General features: G+C 31.2%; 16 protein-coding genes. 13 read left to right on the top strand and 3 right to left on the bottom strand.

Annotated features, from left to right (window positions below; translation table 11 throughout):
• Positions 1–35 precede the first annotated feature (35 nt).
• The 5 genes from ACIQ2Z_RS00155 to ACIQ2Z_RS00135 all read left to right on the top strand — a co-directional run bounded on the left by ACIQ2Z_RS00155 (position 36) and on the right by ACIQ2Z_RS00135 (position 7551).
• Positions 36–3428 carry a hypothetical protein gene (locus tag ACIQ2Z_RS00155; protein WP_396182157.1) on the top strand — a complete coding sequence of 1131 codons (3393 nt, stop codon included), beginning with the start codon at positions 36–38 and terminating at the stop codon, positions 3426–3428.
• Positions 3421–3843: an rRNA maturation RNase YbeY gene (gene ybeY, locus ACIQ2Z_RS00150; protein WP_396182156.1), complete on the top strand. Its 423-nt coding sequence runs from the start codon at positions 3421–3423 to the stop codon at positions 3841–3843. Before ACIQ2Z_RS00155 ends, ybeY begins: the two co-directional genes overlap by 8 nt.
• A 54-nt stretch (positions 3844–3897) precedes the next feature.
• Complete coding sequence (gene mnmG / locus ACIQ2Z_RS00145) at positions 3898–5769, top strand: tRNA uridine-5-carboxymethylaminomethyl(34) synthesis enzyme MnmG (RefSeq protein ID WP_396182155.1); 1872 nt, start codon at positions 3898–3900, stop codon at positions 5767–5769.
• A 123-nt stretch (positions 5770–5892) separates the two neighbouring features.
• Positions 5893–6738: a class I SAM-dependent methyltransferase gene (locus tag ACIQ2Z_RS00140; protein ID WP_396182154.1), complete on the top strand. Its 846-nt coding sequence runs from the start codon at positions 5893–5895 to the stop codon at positions 6736–6738.
• 237 nt (positions 6739–6975) lie between these two features.
• A complete protein-coding gene (locus tag ACIQ2Z_RS00135) occupies positions 6976–7551 on the top strand; it encodes an OmpH family outer membrane protein (RefSeq protein WP_396182153.1) in 576 nt (191 codons plus the stop codon).
• A 56-nt stretch (positions 7552–7607) separates the two neighbouring features.
• Here ACIQ2Z_RS00135 and ACIQ2Z_RS00130 read toward each other — a convergent pair whose 3' ends face one another.
• Positions 7608–7847, bottom strand: coding sequence for an XRE family transcriptional regulator (locus tag ACIQ2Z_RS00130; protein WP_396182152.1), 240 nt, complete (start codon positions 7845–7847; stop codon positions 7608–7610).
• 113 nt (positions 7848–7960) lie between these two features.
• Between ACIQ2Z_RS00130 and ACIQ2Z_RS00125 the strand changes: the two genes are divergently transcribed.
• The 4 genes from ACIQ2Z_RS00125 (at position 7961) to ACIQ2Z_RS00110 (ending at position 14109) form a co-directional block, all read left to right on the top strand.
• A complete protein-coding gene (locus ACIQ2Z_RS00125) occupies positions 7961–8191 on the top strand; it encodes a hypothetical protein (protein WP_396182151.1) in 231 nt (76 codons plus the stop codon).
• Between the two features lie 59 nt (positions 8192–8250).
• A complete protein-coding gene (locus tag ACIQ2Z_RS00120) occupies positions 8251–9048 on the top strand; it encodes a GLPGLI family protein (protein ID WP_396182150.1) in 798 nt (265 codons plus the stop codon).
• 28 nt (positions 9049–9076) lie between these two features.
• Positions 9077–11692 (top strand): hypothetical protein, encoded by a 2616-nt coding sequence (locus ACIQ2Z_RS00115; RefSeq protein ID WP_396182149.1) that lies wholly within the window; start codon positions 9077–9079, stop codon positions 11690–11692.
• A 128-nt stretch (positions 11693–11820) separates the two neighbouring features.
• Positions 11821–14109: a helix-turn-helix domain-containing protein gene (locus tag ACIQ2Z_RS00110; protein WP_396182148.1), complete on the top strand. Its 2289-nt coding sequence runs from the start codon at positions 11821–11823 to the stop codon at positions 14107–14109.
• On the opposite strand, the gene ACIQ2Z_RS00105 is transcribed toward ACIQ2Z_RS00110, so the two are convergent.
• Together ACIQ2Z_RS00105 and ACIQ2Z_RS00100 are read right to left on the bottom strand one after the other, a co-directional pair.
• Complete coding sequence (locus ACIQ2Z_RS00105; protein WP_396182147.1) at positions 14106–14489, bottom strand: DoxX family protein; 384 nt, start codon at positions 14487–14489, stop codon at positions 14106–14108. The genes ACIQ2Z_RS00110 and ACIQ2Z_RS00105 overlap by 4 nt on opposite strands.
• Positions 14490–14493: 4 nt before the next feature.
• Positions 14494–15642, bottom strand: a complete 1149-nt coding sequence (locus tag ACIQ2Z_RS00100; protein WP_396182146.1) for an ATP-binding protein — start codon at positions 15640–15642, stop codon at positions 14494–14496.
• 212 nt (positions 15643–15854) lie between these two features.
• On the opposite strand from ACIQ2Z_RS00100, the gene ACIQ2Z_RS00095 reads away from it, so the two are divergent.
• The 4 genes from ACIQ2Z_RS00095 (at position 15855) to ACIQ2Z_RS00080 (ending at position 22046) form a co-directional block, all read left to right on the top strand.
• On the top strand, positions 15855–17741 hold the full coding sequence (locus tag ACIQ2Z_RS00095; protein WP_396182145.1) for a hypothetical protein: 1887 nt from the start codon (positions 15855–15857) through the stop codon (positions 17739–17741).
• Positions 17742–17828: 87 nt separating this feature from the next.
• A complete protein-coding gene (locus ACIQ2Z_RS00090) occupies positions 17829–19016 on the top strand; it encodes a phosphoglycerate kinase (RefSeq protein ID WP_396182144.1) in 1188 nt (395 codons plus the stop codon).
• A gap of 100 nt (positions 19017–19116) precedes the next feature.
• Complete coding sequence (locus tag ACIQ2Z_RS00085) at positions 19117–21045, top strand: LysM peptidoglycan-binding domain-containing protein (RefSeq protein ID WP_396182143.1); 1929 nt, start codon at positions 19117–19119, stop codon at positions 21043–21045.
• Positions 21046–21074: 29 nt separating this feature from the next.
• Positions 21075–22046, top strand: coding sequence for a DUF4837 family protein (locus ACIQ2Z_RS00080; RefSeq protein WP_396182142.1), 972 nt, complete (start codon positions 21075–21077; stop codon positions 22044–22046).
• Positions 22047–22053 lie beyond the last annotated feature (7 nt).

Here is a 22053-nt window from a genome sequence, read left to right as displayed (position 1 = left end):
TACTTTTATCGGTTATAAGTAAAAGCAGTTTAAAGTTGGAAACAAAATCATTGATATATCAAAAGTTAGAAGTATTTATCAAAAAATATTATACTAACGAACTCCTCAAAGGATTAATTTTCTTTGTTGGTTTGGGTTTGATATATATGTTTTTTACGCTATTCATTGAGTATTTTCTTTGGTTAAAACCAACCGGCAGAACCATCTTATTTTGGTTGTTTATTCTGGTGGAGTTATTTCTTTTGGCTCGATTTATTTTGTTTCCTTTATTTAAATTAATCAAACTTCAAAAAGGGATTGATTATACTCAAGCTTCCAAAATCATTGGCAATCATTTTACGGAAGTTAGTGATAAACTTACTAATTTTTTACAATTAGCGGAAGATAACAGCAAAACGGAATTACTTATTGCCTCGATTGAACAAAAGGCTAAATCTTTGCAGCCTATTCCGTTTAGTAATGCTATTAATTTTAAAAAGAATACAAAATATTTACCTTGGGCAATTATTCCTTTGTTGTTTTTGTTCTTTTTTATACTAACCGGAAATAGCAATATTATTGCGGAAAGCATGAATAGAGTAGTTCGTTATAATGAAAAATTTTTACCGCCTGCACCATTTTCCTTTGAAGTATTAAACGATAATTTACAAACAGAACAAGGTCAAGATTTTATATTACAAGTAAAATCCGAAGGTAAAATTGTGCCCGAAAACGCAATGATTTTTATTGGTGATGAAAGTTATTTTATGGAAAGCACCAAGCCCGGAGTTTTTGAATATATCTTTTCTAAACCAAATAAAAATGTCACTTTTCATATTGAAGCAAACGCTGTTTCATCTTCAGATTATGAATTAGTGGTTGTGGCTGTTCCAACTATTTCAAATTTTGAAATGACTTTACAATTTCCAGGCTACTTAAATCGAAAAACAGAAATCATTAAAGGTTCCGGTAATGCTATTGTGCCCGAAGGAACAAAAGTGAGCTGGAAAGTCGAAGCTTTTGCTACTAATCAAATTCAATTTTCTGATGGCCAATTGCTTATTTCTTTTTCAAAAGAGGAGAATTTATTTAAATATAATAAAAACATAAATCAAAACACAGAATATCAAATACTTACATCAAATTCTAAAGTTAAGCATTACGAAAAATTAAATTATCAAATTACAACTGTTAAAGATCAATATCCAATTATTACCGTAAATAATGCTCCTGACAGTTTGCACGTTGACAAAAATGTAATAATTGGTCAAGTCTCTGATGATATTGGTTTACATAAACTTCAGATTGTTTATTATCCTCAAAACAATGATAAAGCAGCCTTAAAATCTGTTCTTCCAGTTAAGAAGGATGTTTTTGATCAATTCATTTTTACTTTCCCGGGGAATCTTCCTGTGGAAGAAGGTGTTTCTTATGAATACTATTTTGAAGTTTTTGATAATGATGCTTTGCATAATTTTAAGAGTTCAAAGTCATCTACTTTTTCAAACAGAATTAACACGGAAGAAGAACGACAAGATGAGCAGTTGAAAGAGCAAAATGATAATATTAATAGCCTTCAAAAATCGCTTAAAAATCAAGATAAACAATTGTCTGAGTTGGATAAAATCCAAAAAATGGGCAAAGAAAAAAACAACCTGGAGTTTAAAGACAAACAAAAAATTAACGATTTCATCAAACGTCAAAAGCAACAGGAAGAAATGATGAAAGAGTTTACCAAAAAACTCCAAGAAGACCTCAAAAATGCTAAATCAGACAATAAAGATGAGTTTAAGAAAGAACTCGAAAAACGAGCAGAAAATGCTGAAAAAGAAGCTGATAGAAACCAAAAATTATTAGACGAACTCGAAAAATTGGCCGAAAAACTAAACGATGTGGAAATGTTTGATAAAATGGACAAAATCAAACAAAGCACAAAAAATCAAACCAAAAACTTAGAACAGTTGGTTGAGTTGACTAAGAAATATTATGTAGAAAAAAAGGCGGAACAATTAGCAAGTAAGCTTGATAAATTAGCAGAAAAACAAGATAACTTAGCTAAGCAAGAGAAAGAAAATACTGCAGAAAAACAAAATGATATCAATAAAGAATTTGAGAAAATCCAAGAAGAATTACGCGAATTAGAAAAGGACAACAAAGAACTCAAAAGCCCTGTTGATATTCCTTCTGACGAAAAACAAGAAAAAAGCATAAAAGAAGATATGCAAAAGGCTTCAGATGAACTTCAGAAACAACAAAAAGAGAAAGCCAAGCCAAAGCAAAAAAGTGCCTCTCAAAAAATGAAACAAATGAGCCAGCAAATGATGGAATCTATGGCTGGAGGTGAAATGGAACAATTAGAAGAAGATGTAAAAATGATGCGTCAAATTTTAGACAATTTATTAGCTTTTTCTTTTTCACAAGAAGATTTAATGAAACAATTTAAAACTTTAAAAAAAGGTGCTCCATCCTATAACAAATACTTAAAACAACAACAAGATCTAAAACAACAGTTTAAGCATGTTGACGATAGTTTATTTGCGATGTCTTTGCGAAATGCTATGATTACAGAAAAAGTTACAGAAGAAATTGGCAATGTTCAATACAATGTCGATAAATCGCTAGAGTCATTAGCGGAAGTAATTATCTCAAAAGGAGTTTCACATCAACAATATACGGTTGCGGCTTCTAATCGCTTAGCTGATTTCCTTTCAGATGTTTTAAACAGCATGCAAATGTCGATGTCCGGTGCTGGTGCCGGAAAACCAAAACCCGGCAAAGGTCAAGGAGATATGCAATTGCCGGACATTATTCAAAAACAAAAAGGATTGTCTGATAAGATGAAAGAGGGAATGGAAAAAGGAGATAAACCTGGAGACAAACCTGGTGAATCAGCAGGTGAAAAACCGGGAGATGGCAAAAAAGGTGATGAAGGGGAGAAACCTGGGGGCAAAGAAGGGGAAAAAGGTAAAGGAAACCAAAAAGGGAAAAAACCAGGTGAAGGTTCTGGAGGTGGTGGCCAAAACAATAGTGACGGAGAAGAAAATGCTCGTGAATTAATGGAGATTTATCAAGAACAAAGACGTCTACGGCAACAACTTCAAGATGCTTTAGAGATACAAGGATTGACACCTAGTGGTCAAAAAGTTTTAGATCAAATGAAGGATGCAGAAAAACAAATGTTGAACAAAGGATTCAAAAATGAGGTTTTGCAACGTATGTTAAACATCAATTATGAAATGCTTAAGTTAGAAAAAGCACTACAACAGCAAGGTGAAGACACTAAGCGTCAATTTGAAACGAATAAAAAAGAATATAATAATGCTGTTAAACCTCTTTCTCCTGAATTACAACAATATTTAAATAGTGTTGAAATATTAAATAGACAAAGCTTACCTTTGCGGCCCAATTATAACCAAAAGGTTCAAGAATATTTTAAAAAAAATGATTAGCTTTAATTACGAGACAGATTTTGAATTAGGAGACGAAAAGTTATTTTCAAATTGGATAACCAAAATTATTACATCTGAAAATAAATTGGAAGGACAGATTAATTACATTTTTTGTAATGATGATTATCTACATAAAATCAATCTTCAGTACCTAAATCACGATACGTTTACTGATATTATTAGCTTTGATTATAGCGAAGGAAATTTTTTACAAGGCGATATTTTCATTTCTATTGAAAGAGTACAAGACAATGCAATGGATTTTAATATTTCCTTGTTAGAAGAACTAAAAAGAGTTATGGCTCATGGTATTTTACACTATTGTGGCTATAAAGATAAAAGTTCCGAAGAACAAAAAATAATGCGTCAAAAAGAAGAACAAAAAATGAAGATGTTCCACGTGGAACAGTCATAAATTTATTTTGTTCTACGGTATGTTTCACGTGGAACAATTACTTTAAATAAAACTATGTTTCAAGAAAAATATGATGTAATTGTAGTTGGTGCAGGTCATGCAGGTTCAGAAGCGGCTGCGGCTTCGGCTAATATGGGCTGTACAACTTTGTTGGTTACGATGAACCTTCAAACTATTGGTCAAATGTCTTGTAATCCAGCAATGGGCGGAATTGCAAAAGGGCAGATAGTGCGTGAAATCGATGCATTGGGTGGCTATTCAGGTGTTGTTTCTGATAAGACGGCCATTCAGTTTAAAATGTTGAATAAATCAAAAGGACCAGCCATGTGGTCACCACGTGTGCAAAGTGACCGAATGCGTTTTGCAGAAGAATGGCGTTTGATGTTGGAAAACACACCAAATGTTGATTTTTATCAAGAAATGGTAGCGGGACTTATTATTGAGAATAACGTTGTTAAAGGAATTCGAACTTCTCTTGGAATTGAAATTAAAGCCAAAACAGTTGTGCTTACCAATGGAACTTTTTTAAACGGATTAATTCATATTGGAGAAAAACAATTTGGTGGCGGACGAGCTGGAGAAAGTGCCGCTTATGGCATTACAGAAGATTTAATCAAGGTTGGTTTTGAATCAGGAAGGATGAAAACCGGTACTCCACCCAGAGTGGACGGTCGTTCATTAGATTATTCAAAAATGAGAGAAGAGAAGGGAGATCAAAAGCCACATAAATTTTCTTATTTAGATTCGTCAAAACCATTAGTGGAACAAAAATCGTGTTGGATGACATACACCTCATTGGAGGTTCATGCCATACTGAGAGAAGGTTTTGACCGTTCACCAATGTTTAATGGCAGAATTCAAAGTACGGGTCCAAGATACTGTCCGTCTATTGAAGATAAAATTAATCGTTTTGCGGATAAAGACAGGCATCAATTATTTATTGAACCAGAAGGATGGAATACGGTTGAAGTATATGTCAATGGGTTTTCTACATCATTACCGGAAGATGTTCAATTTAAAGCTTTGCGTTCTGTCGAGGGATTTGAAAAAGTAAAATTTTTCAGACCCGGTTATGCTATTGAATATGACTATTTTCCACCGACTCAATTAAAACATACATTAGAAACCAAGTTGATTGAAGGGCTGTTTTTTGCCGGACAAATCAATGGAACAACTGGATATGAAGAGGCAGCCTCTCAAGGTTTAATGGCGGGTATTAACGCTGCCTTAAAAGTGCAAGAACGCGAGCCTTTTATTTTAAAAAGAAATGAAGCTTATATTGGTGTTTTAATTGATGATTTAATCACCAAAGGAACTGAAGAGCCTTACCGAATGTTTACCTCTAGAGCAGAATACCGCACTTTATTACGTCAAGATAATGCAGATGAAAGACTAACGCCAAAAGGTTTTGCTCTAGGTTTAGCCTCTCAAGAGCGTTTAACAAGGATGGAATATAAGTTTAAAGAAGCTGAGAAGATGGTTAATTTTTTCCGCGAAACAAGTATTACACAAGCAGAAGCTAATCCGGTTTTAAAAGAGAAAGAAAGTGCCTTAATGGTGCAATCTGATAAAATGTATAAAGTGTTTTCCCGTCCTCAAATTGAATTAGAAGATATTGTAAAGTTTGAGAAAGTAAAGGAATATATTTCAACAAACCAATTGGATGACGAAACAGTAGAACAAGCAGAAATCCAAGTTAAATATAATGGTTATATTGAAAAAGAACGAAATAATGCAGACAAATTAAAACGATTAGAAGATGTGAAAATACCTGAAAATTATGACTTCGATAAAATTAAATCATTGTCTTATGAAGCAAGAGAGAAGTTCAAAAAGATTCGTCCGGTTACTGTTTCACAAGCTTCCAGAATAAGTGGAGTTTCTCCTAGCGACATTTCTATTTTATTAATTTATATGGGAAGGTAAGGAGTAAATAGGGCTCACTTAATTGCTTAATTTGAATTTTAATAAAATTGTTCCACGTGAAACTATTTCAAGTAACCTAATAAACACAAGTGTTGCAAACATAAAAACACTTTTTTTATAAAAATGAATTTTTTAAAACAAGCCTACATTAAAGTAAAAGATCATTCTGTATCAGGAGAGGAATTTGAATTGTTATTAGATGAAAATCTTCAATTACTGAAAACATACCCACAGCCTTCTTTAGAATTGCTTCCTAACTATTATGAAAGTGAGGATTATATTTCCCATACTGATGGACAACGAACTTTGTTTGAAAAAGTTTACCAATTTATTAAAAAGAAAGCTTTAAATGATAAAGTAAAACTTATAGAATATTGGCACACAGGAAAAGGAACTGTTTTAGATATTGGAACCGGAACCGGTGATTTTTTATTAGTTGCCAAAAGTAGAGGATGGAAAACGGTTGGGATGGAACCTAATAGTAAAGCAAAAACTATCTCAAAGAAAAAAGGAATATGCATTGTAGATGATTATTCAGAGTTAGAAGACCATTTTTTTGATGTAATTACTATGTGGCATGTTTTAGAACACGTTCCAGATATAGAATTTCAAATCAAAGAGTTAAAACGATTGCTTAAACCTAATGGCACGATAATTATTGCGGTACCTAATTATAAATCATTTGATGCAACTCATTATGGAAAATTTTGGGCAGCTTATGATGTGCCAAGGCATCTTTGGCATTTCTCAAAAACAGCAATGCAAAAACTTTTCGCTCATGAGAATCTAAAGCTTTTAAAAATGCAACCCATGTGGTTTGATAGTTTTTATGTGAGTTTGTTATCTGAAAAGTACAAAACCGGAAAAATGAATGTGTTCTCCGCTTTTTGGGTTGGATTACAATCAAATCTCACGGGAAGGCAAACAAAAGAATATTCATCCCATATTTACATCTTTAAAAACAGCTAAAACTAATTTTAAACGCAATTAACTAACCTTTTTACAAAAAATCAACATTTCCACAATTGTTTTAAAATTGTTGATTTAATTCAAAATATGAAGGCCATTTCTTATCACCAATACCAATAAAAAGTCTTAAAAGCATAAATATTAATTATAGTATTGAAATTTATTAAAATAAATCAAATTTGTTAGTTCACTTGGAATTACTACTTTTACCAAAATTTTATAAATCAGACAATCATAATGAAAAAATCAATTTTAGTTATTGGCTTACTTTTGGCCCTAGCATCTTGTGAAAAAGCAGCCGAACAAAAAGATTTCAAAACGGCTTATGTTGATACTTCAAATCTTCTTGAAGAATATACCGAAGCAAAAGATATCGAAGCAAAATATAAATCAAAAGGGGAAGAAATGGGCAAGCAATTAGAAGCAGAAGTAGCTCGTTTTAGAAATGAAGCTTCTAGTTTTCAAAAAAATGCTCAAACTTATGGACCGCAATGGGCTCAACAAAAAGGAGCTGAATTACAGAAAAAAGAACAAGAGTTGTCTTATGCTCAACAAGCTATCTTACGGCAATTACAAGAAGAGAGCGGAAAAGAGATGGATAGCTTAGTAAAAGATGTAAAAAAATTCATAAAAGATTACGGTAAAGAAAAAGGATATAATTACATATATGGCACAGGTGATGCTGCTTCTGTTTTGTATGCAAAAGAGGAATATGATATCACAAAAGAGATCATTAAATTGCTAAACGATAAATACAAAGCAAACTCTTCAACTGAAACTAAGAAAAAAGATACGGCTGAAGCTAAAAAATAATTGATATATTATTTCAATACTTAAACCTCTCCTCGTCGAGAGGTTTTTTGTTTTAATTATTTTTCTATTTTTAGACCTTTAATTAATTCACTGGGTTCAATTTCTAAAGCATGAGCAATTTTAAAAAACAAATTTAAAGTCATACCTTGCTTAAAGTCAAAGATTAATCTTATTGTTTTTTCATCACAACCTACAGTTTTGGCAAATTTTAATTTGTTCCCTTTATATTTTTCTATAAAGAGAGCATAGATTCTTGAAATAAGGATTTCCTTTATGGAATCGAGTTGATTTTGCACAAAGCAATTAAATCAACTTGTTTAAAATAAAATAATTTTACATTCGGAGTTTTATCCGAAAATTGGTTTATATTTGTTTTATGTTTAATCATTTAACAATAAAAAGTAATTTTATGAAGAAAATTATCTTAATTGCAGTTTTAGTTGTGGGAACAACTACTTTTGCCTTGAATTCTAAGAGAGTTAACCCGGAAGAAAAAGAAAAAGCAGTAGCTTGTTGTACTGTTGGGGAATTTACTAATTGTGGTCATGCATCGCAAGATTTATGCGGTATGGCAAGAAGAAGGTATTGTAATGCACATCCTTGTTCTGATAAAACAATAGCAACATTACCACAGCAGTAATCTTTAAATTAGCAGAAGATTGATATAATTTTCTGCTAATTTTTATAAATTTAATCCATATGAAATATTTTATTTTATTTTTATTCCCTTTTACACTATTTAGTCAAAATATCGGTCTAAAGGTAGATTATACTTATACAGATCAAAACAATGTTACAATCCCAAGTTCTTTATATATTAAAGGAAACGAATCAGTTTTTAAAATTTACGACAGCAGAGAGACAGGTGTTGTTGATACGCCAACAGGTGATGTATATCATGTTGAAAACGATCCTTTATCAAAATTTTGTTATACTAATAATGAAAAGGTCTATTACAGATTTGTTGTTCATAATAGAGAACTCATATATTATGATGAATATCAAAGTAAAATCAATTGGAAAATTAATTCTGAAAAAAAGAAAAAAATAGGCAAGTATAATTGTACTGAGGCACGGTTAATATTAAATGGTAGAAATTATATAGCTTGGTTTACATACGAAATGCCAGTAAAATTTGGACCAATGAAATTGCATAATTTACCTGGGTTGATAGTCGAAGCTATAGAAGAAGGTGGACATTTTTCTATAAAGCTAAATAAAATAAGTAGAGTTGCAGATGATTCAGAAATTGAAAAATATAAAAGTTATGTACTTAACAAAAAGGTTATGTATAACTACAAGGAATATGAAAAAAAAATTACTGAGTTTGAAGTAAATCATAAAATAAGCTGGATAGCATCGGTTAAAAAAATGGATATAGAGGACGGTTCTACAACAACGGTCAATGATGACTTGTCAAATTCAAACGTTATCAAGAAGTTGTTAGATATACCTCCAACTTTAATAAATGAATTAAAAAAATATCGTTATAATTAAATTGAATTTAAAAATAAGTTGCTTATTAATGTCATTTTTCCTAGTTTGTTTAAATGATTTATTTGGACAAGACTTTAAAGGAATTGTTGTTGACTCTAAAAATAATCCTGTTGAAAATGTAGCGATTTATTCTTGGGAAAGCATAGAAAAAAGTGCTCTCTTAACTTATGCTTATTCTGATTCAGAGGGTAAATTTGAATTGCCTATTTCCAAACTTAAATTTCCTTTTTTTCTAGAAATTTCATGTATATTTTGTGAAACACAAGTTTTTGAAGTTTTATATTTTTCTAATGACTACAAGGCTGTTGTTGCTTTTAAAGATATAGCATTGGATGAAGTTGAATTAATAGAAGAAAAACCCGTTACCGAGAAAAAAGACACAACAGTTTATGATGTAAAAAAATTTTTAAATGGGACAGAAAATAAAGTTGAAGATTTATTAAAAAAATTACCAGGAATTACAGTAAATGAATCTACAGGACAAATAAAATTTAAAGGAAAAGATATTGAGTTGGTTCAATTAGATGGAGATGATTTGTTCGGTTCAAATTATACTTTAGGCACCAAAAACATATCTATCGATATGGTTGAAGAAATTCAAGCAATAGAAAATTTTTCAAACAATCCCCTCTTTAAAGACATTGAAGATTCTGACAAAACCATTTTAAATTTAACATTAAAAAAAAATAAATTTGATTTTTCAAATGAAGTTGTACTAAAAAATGGTTTTGGAGAAAAATTTTTAAGTGCAAACGAAATTACTACTTTAGGAGTAAATAAGTTTATTAAATGTTTTGGGATTTTAGCCTATCAAAATTTTGGTGTAAATTCTATCGATTATCGTTATGATGAAATTGAAAATTATGACACACGCTTTTGTAATGAAAATTTTAAGACAACAAAAAACATTTCCGAATCAAACTACTTTAATCAACTTCCAGCTAAACGAACAAATTATAATGAATCAATTTTTGCTAGTTTTAATTCAATTTTCAAAATTTCAAAGAGAATTAAAGTAAAGACTAATCTAAATTATTTTGCGGATATGTTTAATATTGATGAGTTGATTGAAACAAATTATTTTGAAAATAATGAACTAAATCAGCAATTCGAGCTAGATAATAATTATTTTAGAAATCCAAAGATTTTCAAAGTTCAGAATCAACTATCCTATAATGTTAATAACAATTCTTTACTAGAATATAAATTAAATTGGTTTAACGAAAATGTTGATTCAGGAATTAAAACCATTTTGAACTCTGAAAATTATAATTCTAATATTAAAACAAATAATCAGTTTTTAAAATCTGACATCGAATACACTTATAAAATAAATAACAATAATGTATTTAAAATCGACAATAGTCTTTCAATCAATAAAATACCTCAACGAATGTTTTCAAGTCCAGGAAATTTATTTGAGAACAATTTAAGCACAACAAATAACTTACAGGATAGCGAATTTCAAAACAAAATAATCTACACAAAAATTAAATATTTATTTAAAATAAATGACATTAAAAATGTTTTTTTTTTCGGTTATTCGGATAAAAAACTACCCTTTCAATCGAGCTTAACACAAGATGGTATTCTGAACTTAAGTTTTTTGAATGATGTAGATTACTCAATAAAAACTTTTTTTTCAGAGTTTACAACTTCTTTTAAAATTAAAAATGTTAAGACAAGAGCATTTATTTCTGCTAACCATTATAATCAAAACATTAGTCTTAATGAAAATGTGAGTGCTGTAGAATCAAAATTAGCCATAAATTATTCAATAATTACTGATTTAAATATTTCCAAAAACTCTTCTTTATTATTAAATTACGAAGTTCAGAGCAATACTCCGTATCAAGACAATATTTTTAATAATTATGTTACCCTAGATAATACTTCCATAAAAAACAATCTACCTTCGTTAGACTTAATAAAAAATCAAAGAGCGATTTTAAGTTATAAATTCAAAAATATGAATAAATTGTTTTTATATGATTTGAATTTAAATTATTCGACCACATCAAATACTTTTCTTACAAAAATTGATTTTAGTTCAAATTTTATAACTTACACATCTTTTCAAAGTCCACAAAAAATTGAAACTAAAAAGATTGATTTTAATATTGAAAAGTACATTAAACCATTGAGAATAAATATAAAATGCAATTTATATCATTCGTTATATAGTTATTTTAATTCAATTACAAATTTTGAAATAAGAGAAAATAATTTAAACGACGTAGGTGGTTCATTTTTTTTGATTACAATATTAAATTTTCCTGTAAATTTTGAATCCAAACTCAGTTACATTGGATCAACTTCGAAGTCTGATGACGGTTTTAGATCTGAAAGAGAGTCTTTCTCATCTCTTTTTAATATTATTATTAAACCTTGGAAAAACGTTGTTTTCAAGACAGGTTATGAATACTATAAATTTGATTTAAGTCAAAATGAAGATTTTTCATTTTTAGATGCTAATCTCCAATTCAACAATAAAAAAAATAATTTTTCATTTTCCATTCAAGGTAATAATTTATTGAATAAAAAATTGTTCAGCGTTTATTCAAATAACGACTATTCCACGACATTATATCAATCAAAATTATTACCTCGTTATGCTTTAGTTACATTCAATTTTAAAATTTAACAATATAACAAATTAAAAAGATTTTCTATTTAAGAAGGTTTTTACTTCTAATGATAATTTAAAATCGAATAATGAATTTGTAAATTATCCAAAAATTTGTATTTTCACATCTCTAAACTCAACGCCACATGGAAATTACAAACGATGCACGCCAAGTACTTCAATTTATTAATCAAACACAACGGTCTGTTTTTCTAACCGGAAAAGCCGGAACAGGAAAGACTACGTTGTTACGACAGATTATTCAAACTACTCACAAAAACACGGTGGTAGTCGCTCCCACAGGAATTGCCGCGTTAAACGCAGGAGGAGTTACGATTCATTCCATGTTTCAACTACCGTTTAGTGGTTTTATTCCCGAATATATTCCCGGTTCAAGCATCTCTGATTATCAAAAATTTGAAACCAAAAATACGTTGGTCAAGCATTTTAGAATGAGCGGACAAAAGAAAAGCGTTATGCTTAACATGGAATTGCTTATTATTGATGAAGTCAGCATGTTGCGCGCCGATTTGTTAGATGCAATTGATTTTACCCTTCGAAAAATAAGAAGAAAAGATTTTCCTTTTGGGGGTGTTCAAGTTCTATTTATAGGTGATTTACTGCAATTACCGCCCGTAGTAAAAAATGAAGAATGGCGGGTTTTAAGAAATTATTATAGAGGAATTTTCTTTTTTAATGCAAAAGTAATTCAAGAAAGTCCACCGCTTTATATCGAATTAACTAAGATTTTCCGTCAATCTGACGAGCGGTTTATATCGGTATTAAATAACTTGCGAAACAATATGATTTCATCACAGGATATGATGATTTTAAATGATTTTGTAAATCCAAAATTCGATATAAAATCTAATAAAGGCTATATTACATTAACCACACACAATGCAAAAGCAGACGAAATAAATGCAGCTTCTTTAGACGAAATTAAAGAGAAATGTTTTCGATTTAAACCCGAAATTGTGGGAGATTTTCCTGAAAAAATTTATCCGGTTGAAGAAATTTTGCACTTGAAAGTTGGGGCTCAAATCATGTTTATTAAAAACGATTTATCTCCTGAAAAAAATTATTTCAATGGCAAAATGGGCTTTGTCAAATCATTGTCTGAAGGCGAAATTATTATTCATTTTCCGGAAGAAAACAAAATCATAGAAGTCGAAAAATATGAATGGAAAAATATTCGGTATTCCGTTAATCAAAATACAAAAGAAATAGACGAAGAAGTACTTGGTTCGTTTGTGCATTTCCCAATTAAATTGGCATGGGCTATAACTGTTCATAAAAGTCAGGGGTTGACGTTTGACAAAGCTGTTCTTGATGTCTCGCAGGTTTTTTTGCCGGGACAAGCGTATGTTGCTTTATCACGACTTCGCTCGTTAGACGGACTGATTTTGCTTAAACCAATTCAAATGAATGGCATTTCAAACGACCAGGAAGTAATGCAATATGCAGAAAATAAAGCCGACGATGAAACGATTGTAAAAACGCTACAAAAAGAAACGCAACGATTCATTCATGAATACATCAAAAATAGTTTTGATTGGACTGAATTAGCACAAGATTGGCGAAATCATCGTTTTAGTTATTTGGCAAATGCGGAAAAATCTGAGAAAAGTAAACATCAAAAATGGGCTGAAATTCAAGAGAATGCAATTAGCGAGTTAGAAGAACCGGCCAAAAAATTCCGATTGCAATTAAATCGACTTTTTCAAGCGAAGGAAGTTGATATTTTGTTTATTTCAGAACGAATTAAGGCAGCGTTTGATTATTTTTTTCCAAAAACAGATTCGGTTTTGTTCGATTTACTATTGAAAATGGAAGAAGTAAAAAGAAAAAAACGTGTAAAAGAGTACTTTACTGAATTAAGCGAATTAGAAGAAAACCTAACTAAATCAATTCTTCAATTATTTAAGGCTGTTCGAATGATAAAAATTCTAACGGATGGTAAAGAAATCAATAAGGAAAATTTGTATTCAGAGGCCATTAAAAATTACCGAAGTTTAAAAATGGAAGCCGTTCAAAAACATTTTAAAACCATTAAAGTTGACTTAATTGCTGAAGAAGAGGAAGTTGACCATTATCAATACCTTACTAAAAAGAAAAATGCAAACACAAAAGAACCTAAAAAATCAACGGTTCACGAAACGTTTGAACTTTGGCAACAAAAAATGGCTATAGAGGAAATTGCTAAAATTCGTGTATTAACGCCACAAACTATTCAGAGTCATTTAGCTAAGCTAATTGAAGCCAAAACCATATCCATCACCGATGTGCTTTCTCAAACCAAAATAGAGGAATTATCTGCTGCATTTAAAGGTTACAATGAAGAAAGTTTGCATGCTTTAAAAGAAGAAGTTGGTGATCGATTTACGTGGGGCGAGTTAAGGATATATAAGGCGAGTTTGAATCAACAATTTTAATTCAGCCAATAAACTACCAAAACAGCCGGAACAAAGTAAATCACAATAGTTCTTGCACCGTCATAGTCCTTTGCTAATCGTTGTCCGAAAAGTAAAAAAATCAATGTAACACAACTCATCACGCCAGCATAAAAACCGTATTCACGCTCACCGTTGTATAGTAACTGAACCATTCCGGCGATGGCTAAAATCCCTGAAATAAGTTCTAAAATCAATATTTTAGCCAACGCTAACGGAACCATATTTTTGAGAATTGTTTTGGAAAAGTGGCCTTTCAACCATCCTAAATTATCGTTCCAATAAAAGAGTTTATCGTAACCGGATTGCAAAAAAGTAATCGCCAAAAAAAGTAATATTAAAAAAGAAGCGGGATTGTTCATCTGTTTATTTTTTATGTATTAAACGGGTTAGTTTGATAGATAAATCAGTTAAAATAATTTTTGCATTCCCATTGCGTTCAATGTGGTAAATAGCATCGTTTAGTTCTTTGTAAATGTCTATAATGTTATTACCGTTTACAAAAGGGGCAAAGTTTTCCAATTTAAATTTTTCAACTTTTGGTTCTAAATAAACCAATGAAGTTGCTTGATAGTTTAACAATAAGGCTTGACGAAACATTTCCAAACAATATGTCAAAAATTTCTTTTGCGTTTCACGCCCCATTTTTGCTATTTCCTCACTCCATTCAATTAATTCATGAATAGCCGAGGCATTTCCCTTCGCTTTAAAAGCCGCACGAACCCAGATTACAAACCATTGTTCAAAAGGAAAATCCTCGTTGTCTTCACTAATTAATTTCAGAGCTTTGTTGTAATTTCCCTGTGCTTGGCGAGCAATTTTTGAAGCGGTATTTTGGTCTAATTTCTCTTGTTTTACTAACGCTTCAGCAATCACTTGTTCTGGTAATCCGTTAAAGTCTAAAACCTGGCAGCGTGAGCGAATTGTTTGAATTAAGTCTTCTTCCTTTTCGGTAATTAGAATGAAAACAGTTCTGTCAGTGGGTTCTTCTAAAATTTTCAATAATTTATTGGAGGCTTCAATATTCATCTTATCGGCCATCCAAATAATCATGACTTTATAACCGCCTTCATATGATTTTAGAGAAAGAGATCTAACAATCTCCTGAGCATCGTCGACCCTAATTTCTCCCTGTTTGTTTTTAACATCCAGTATTTTAAACCAATCAAAAAGGCCACCATACGTATTCTGATTTAAAAATTCTCGCCACTCCTTAATAAAATCAATGCTTTTGGGCTTAGATTTTACCTCTTCAGTAGTAACTGTGGGATAAATAAAATGTAAATCAGGATGAGCAAAATGAAGAAATTTTAAATTACAAGATTCATTTCCACCAGAATTTTCAGCTCCATTATTCGAGCATAAAAGATATTGAGCGTAAGCTATAGCCATAGGCAAAGTGCCTGATCCTTCCGGGCCTACAAAAAGTTGAGCATGCGGAATTCTTCCCAATTGAACACTTTGAGTAAGGTGATTTTTGATAAGTTCTTGTCCTAGTATTTCTGAAAACCGCATAAAGCAAATATAAACTATTTTTTTGCCCAAAAAAATGCTGTGCTAAACAGATTCAAACTTTAAAATCTAACTTAAAAAGGCAATTATATAAATAACTAATACAAAAACACATCATTTTCTTACTTTAATCTACAAAACAAGCCTTTTTGTCGTTCACTTTATTACCTTTGTCATCGTGAATGTTGAACCCCAAAGCTTTATATCATTCAAATATGAGTACGTATATGAATCTAAAAAGATGTAAGAACGCACTTTTTATTGTTTTTTTAATTTTCTCCTCTTGGAGTAACGCACAATTGGCTGTTCCGTTTAAAGAACGTTACAAAGTCAATGTAAAAGGAGATATGACTATTATTGCCAATTCTGTACTAAATAGGATTGATAAAAAAAATTCTACAAATATGCCATTTAATGACAAAACATTTGAAACACTTTCAAATGATGAAATGGATATGGAATATATTGATATTGATACAGATAAGGAAACTTTTTCTTCCAGTAGTGCCGCTTTGTTTTTGAAGAATGAAGAATCGAAAAAAATCATTTATGCCGGTCTATATTGGTCTGCAACCTATAAATATGAAAGTGGCTATAAAAAAGGAGATGATAAATTTGTTGCTTTTGATAAAACAAGAGAGTTTTTTGATCAAGTTTTGGTCAAATTTCCAACTCTTAAAGAATATAAATCGATTAAAGGAGAAATTATTTTTGATGGAATAAAAGATAAAAACCTCAAAGAAGTCGCTCCTTATACTGTTTATGCTGATATCACACCGTATGTGAAAGAATTAGAAAATCCATTTGGGTTTTATACCGTTGCAAACATAAAAGCAACGCAAGGCACATTAATTGGAGGTTCAGCTGCAGGGTGGACAATTATTTTTGTGTATGAAGATTTATCCATGACCGAAAAGTATATCAGTTCTTACGATGGTTTTGCCGGAGCATCCAGTGAAAAAGTTGACATTAATTTTAAAAATTTTGAAACTCAACAGGAAGGAGATGTTGTTGTAAAACTTGCCTGTTCTGCTTTGGAAGGTGATTTTAATGTGGATGGAGATTTATTAATGTTTAGTTCCTCTACAAATACCAGTCTTTCAAATGTTAAAACCGGGACACGAAAATACAGCAATTTTTTTGACAGCTCTATTACAATTGAAGACGAAAATTTTCAATATCGAATTCCGGACAGTAAAAATACGTTGGGATATGATGCGCTGATTACAACTCTACGCAATCCAAACAATTCTAAAATAGGCAATAATGCTAAAGATGCCAGAATTAGTTTCAAATCTTCAGGCGATGTTTTTTACATGTTCTTCTGTGCGTTAAACATTGAAATCAAACCGTCTAAAATTCAAATTGAACAACCGAAAGAAAATACTAAAGTGGTTTTTGAAGACAAAAAATTCAAATTGGTTGATAAAACCACCAATAAAGAAATTATTCAGAAACCAAGCCCTCAAACAATTGCCGAAAATGCATTCAAGCCAAAGGTTGATGAAACCGAGACAAGTTTGAAACCAGAAGTAAAAGCCGTCTCAAAATCAAAAGATAAGTCAGCAAAACCAAACACATCTTCAGTTCCAAGCCCAACGGATATTGTGGCAAACACAAATTCAAAGCATAAGGAAAAGGAAGTTGCCAAAACATCACCTGAAGCAAAAGTTGTGACCTCATCCGGGACTATAAATTTAGAGAAAAGCGAGAATCTTTTTGCTCAATCAAATCAGAAACAAAAACCGGTTGATACTAAATTAGTTTCTACTACCGATTTTAAAAAGGAAGAAAAAAAATCTAATTCTCCTGAAAATTCAGTCAATAATTCAGTTAAGCGATTAAACAACATTGACATGCCTAAAGGCTATTATTTGGTAGCCAATGTTTTTAACGAACGAGTAAATGCCGCTAAATTTATGATGAGACTAAGGGATAGCGGACTCGACCCTAATTATTTTACCAGTCCTGAAAATAACTTTATATATGTTTATCTGGATTTTGTAAATACGAGAGCGGAAGCAGATGCATTGCGGGAATCTAAACTAAAAAACACATATTTTGAGGAATTGTGGATTTTAATTGTCAATATTACAGAATAAAACCAAAACATGATTCATATAAAATATAGTTAATTTTTAAAAAATTATATTTGTGAAAATTTGACATAACAACTAAAATTTATAAAAATGAAAACCCTTTTTGATTTTAATTTCCACAACAAAAAAGCATTAATTAGAGTTGATTTTAATGTGCCTTTAGATGAAAAATTTAATGTAACGGATGCCAACAGAATTGAGGCTGCTAAACCTACAATAGATAAAATTTTAGCAGATGGTGGAAGTGTCATTTTAATGTCACACCTAGGTCGTCCAAAAGGGGTGCAAGACGAATTTTCTTTACGTCATATTGTGGCAAAAATTTCAGAAGTTTTAGGTGTTACGGTTCAATTTGCATCAGATTGTATTGGTGAAATTGCTGAAAAAACGACTAATAATTTAAAAGCAGGCGAAGTATTACTTTTAGAAAATCTTCGTTTTTATAATGAAGAAGAAGCAGGAGATTTAGAATTTTCAAAAAAATTAGCTTCTTTAGGTGATATTTTTGTGAATGATGCATTCGGAACTGCTCACAGAGCTCACGCTTCTACAACCATAATTGCTCAGTTTTTTCCAAATAAAAAATGTTTTGGTATGTTGTTGGCTAAAGAAATTGAAAGTTTAAATAAGGTTTTGAAAAATAGTGTAAAACCGGTAACAGCAGTACTTGGTGGTTCAAAAGTTTCATCAAAAATTACGGTCATCGAAAATATTTTAGACAAAGTTGACCACATGATTATTGGAGGCGGAATGACTTTTACTTTTATCAAAGCATTAGGCGGAAAAGTAGGCAATTCAATTTGCGAAGATGATAAATTACAATTAGCATTGGATATTTTACACTTGGCTAAAGAAAAAAATGTACATATTCATATTCCGGTCGATGTAGTTGTTGCAGACGCTTTTTCAAACGACGCTAACACACAGATTGTTGATGTGCGTGAAATTCCGGACGGATGGCAAGGATTGGATGCCGGACCTAAATCACTGGAGAATTTTAAAGCCGTGATTATGAATTCAAAAACCATTTTATGGAATGGTCCTCTAGGTGTTTTTGAAATGGAAGCCTTTGCTCACGGAACGATCGCTTTAGGGAATTATATTGCAGAATCAACCGCTAAAGGTGCATTTTCATTAGTAGGTGGAGGCGATTCTGTCGCTGCGGTTAAACAATTTGGATTAGAAGATAAAATGAGTTATGTTTCCACCGGTGGCGGAGCAATGTTGGAAATGCTTGAAGGAAGAACCTTGCCGGGAATTGCGGCAATTTTAGATTAAAGAGCACTTTTAACAATAAATAAACAGTTTTTATCGTTGTATATATTTATGTTTGCAAGAACAGATAATCATCTGATAAATAAAAGATTACCTATAACCAATGAATTTACGAAATACCACACTCGCCACCGTTTTACTTTTTTCTACTTTGTTTCATGCTCAAGATACTACAATAGTGAGCATTAATCAAAAAGTTGAAACTAAAATTTCTTATTTAGATTCTATTAAACAAAGCTTTGTTAAGCATGAAGTTGCTTCTTGTGTAGACGAACGTTGGATGAGTGAATTAAGCAACCAGGATTTGTTTAATGAAATGATTGCAGATATCCAAAATGTAAATCCTGAAAATAATGTAGACTATGATTTATCAACCGATTTATTGAAAGAACGATTGAAAATTTTAGATTCTAAATCAGCTTTTCACATTGAATACAACAAAGGTTTAGAAAACATCATTAAGCACTATCTTAAAAACAGAAAAAAAGCATACGAGCGATTGATGTCATTGTCGCAATACTATTTTCCAATTTTTGAAGAGTCATTAGCTAAATACAATGTTCCCTTAGAAATTAAATATTTAGCCGTTGTTGAATCGGCTTTAAATCCGTTAGCTGTTTCTAAAGCCGGGGCTACCGGTTTGTGGCAATTTATGTATGGAACCGGAAAGCAATATAACTTAGATATTACAACTTATACAGATGAACGAAGCGATATGTTGAAAGCAACGGAAGCGGCTTGTCAATATATGGTGAAAATGTATGCCATCTTTGGAGATTGGGATTTGGTTTTGGCGTCTTATAATGCCGGCCCGGGAAATGTAAGTAAAGCAATTCGTCGTTCCGGTGGAAAACAAAATTATTGGAACATCAGACCCTATTTACCTCAAGAAACTCAAGGTTATGTTCCGGCTTTCATCGCTACTATGTATGTGTTTGAGTTTCACAAAGAACATGGCATAAAACCTAATAAAGCGGTTGTAAATCATTTTGAAACAGATACCATAATGGTTAAAAACAAAATGACTTTTAAACAACTATCGGATTTATTGAGTATTTCAGTTGAGCAATTGCGGTTTTTAAACCCTCAATACAAACGTGATTTTGTACCCTATATAACCAATAAAAAGCATTTTGTAAGATTACCAATCGATAAAGTGGCTGTTTTTACTTCAAATGAAAGTAAAATTTACGCATACACTGAGTATGATTTCAACAAAAGAGAAAAACCTTTTACAGCAAGTGAGGCATATGTTTCAGAAGGAATGGTATCTAAAACAAAATACCACAAAGTAAGAAAAGGAGAATCATTAGGAGGAATTTCTAAAAAATATGGCGTTACTATTTCTGAATTAAAAAAATGGAATAAATTAAAATCAAATAAGGTAGTAACCGGTAAAAGTTTGAAAATTATAACGGATGAAGCTGTGGCAATAGCTCCTAAGAAAACAGCTGATAAATCAGTAGCCATTTCAAACGATACCATTAAGTCAAAATCTGAAGAAGATAAAGATTCCACTAAATTTCATTTAGTAGAAAGAGGAGAAAATCTATATAGTATTGCTCAAAAATACAGCGCTACTAAAGAGGATTTAAAAGAATGGAATAACCTAAAAGATGAAGATATTCAACTTGGTTCAAAATTGTTAGTTTCGGAGGCTATAAATCAAGAAAAAACCGAAAATTATGTCGTTCAAAGCGGAGATAATTTAAGTACAATTGCCAAAAAATACGGAGTAGGGATTGATGATATCAAGAAATGGAATAATTTAGAGGATTATAATGTAAAATTAGGGTCAACTTTAAAAATTATTGTTTCGGAAAAAGAAGAAATAGTGACCGAGGTTAAAACTCAAAAACCTGAAAAACATTCTACTTTTAATAAAGAAGATATTTATATTGTGAAAAAAGGCGACTCTTTGTTTAGTATTTCTAAAAAAATAAAAGGTGTTACAGTCTCTGATTTAAAAAAATGGAACGGTATTAGTGGTGGAAATATTAAACCGGGAATGAAACTAAAAATCAGCGGATAAAAATCGCCCATTCCTATTAAAATATTATCATGAAAAATATTTTTATTCTCCTTTTTTGTACCACTTTTATAGTGTCTTGTAAAGAGGAAAAGTCCGGGACAGCCTATAAAGAATCATCCGGTAAAATTAATCACCTTTCTGTGATTATTGATAATCAATTGTGGAATGGTGAAGTGGGCGACAGCATTCGTAATATATTTGCCGCTCCGGTAGATGGTTTGCCTCAAGAAGAACCTTTGTTTACAATCAAACAATATGCTCCCAATTTATTTGAAGGTTTTATGACCAACAGCAGAAATATTTTGGTGGTTTTAAAAAAAGAGAACAACGCATTTCAATTAAAACAAAACGAGTTTGCACAACCTCAAAATGTGGCTCATATTTCAGGTAGTTCTGTTTCTGAAATTATTAAATTATTAGAAACCCATTCGCAGGAAATCATAAAAAAATTCAAGAAAACAGAAATAGCTGAAAATCAAAAACGTATTGCAAAATCCTTATTAACCGATACGAAAATAAAAACCAAATTTAAAGCGAGTTTAAAGTTGCCTTCGGCCTACCGTTATATTATTGAAGAGGATAAGTTTTTTTGGATTCGAAAAGAGCTTACCTCCGGAAATGCCAGTCTATTGATATACGAAGTTCCCCTGAGCACTATTCAGAAAGATTCGAATACAATGACCAATATCATTCAAATGCGTGATTCCATAGGTCAAAGGCATATTCAGGGAACGTTACCAAATACGTTTATGGTTACTGAAGCGGCATATTCACCCTATTTCTTTTACACAATTTTAGATGGTAAAAAAACCTATGAAACCAAAGGAACTTGGGAGTTGAAAAACGATTTTATGGCTGGACCGTTTATTAATTATGCTATAAAAGACGAAAAAAACAAACGTTATTTAATTATTGAAGGGTTTTGTTACAATCCATCTCAGTCAAAAAGAGATTTAATGCACGAATTAGAATCGATAATTAAATCGATTAAACTATTATAAATTTATG

Origin of the sequence: Flavobacterium sp., assembly GCF_044361015.1 — a bacterium.
GTDB lineage: Bacteria > Bacteroidota > Bacteroidia > Flavobacteriales > Flavobacteriaceae > Flavobacterium.
Note: the sequence above shows the minus strand (reverse complement) of the source record. Positions and strands in the feature narration are given on the sequence as shown.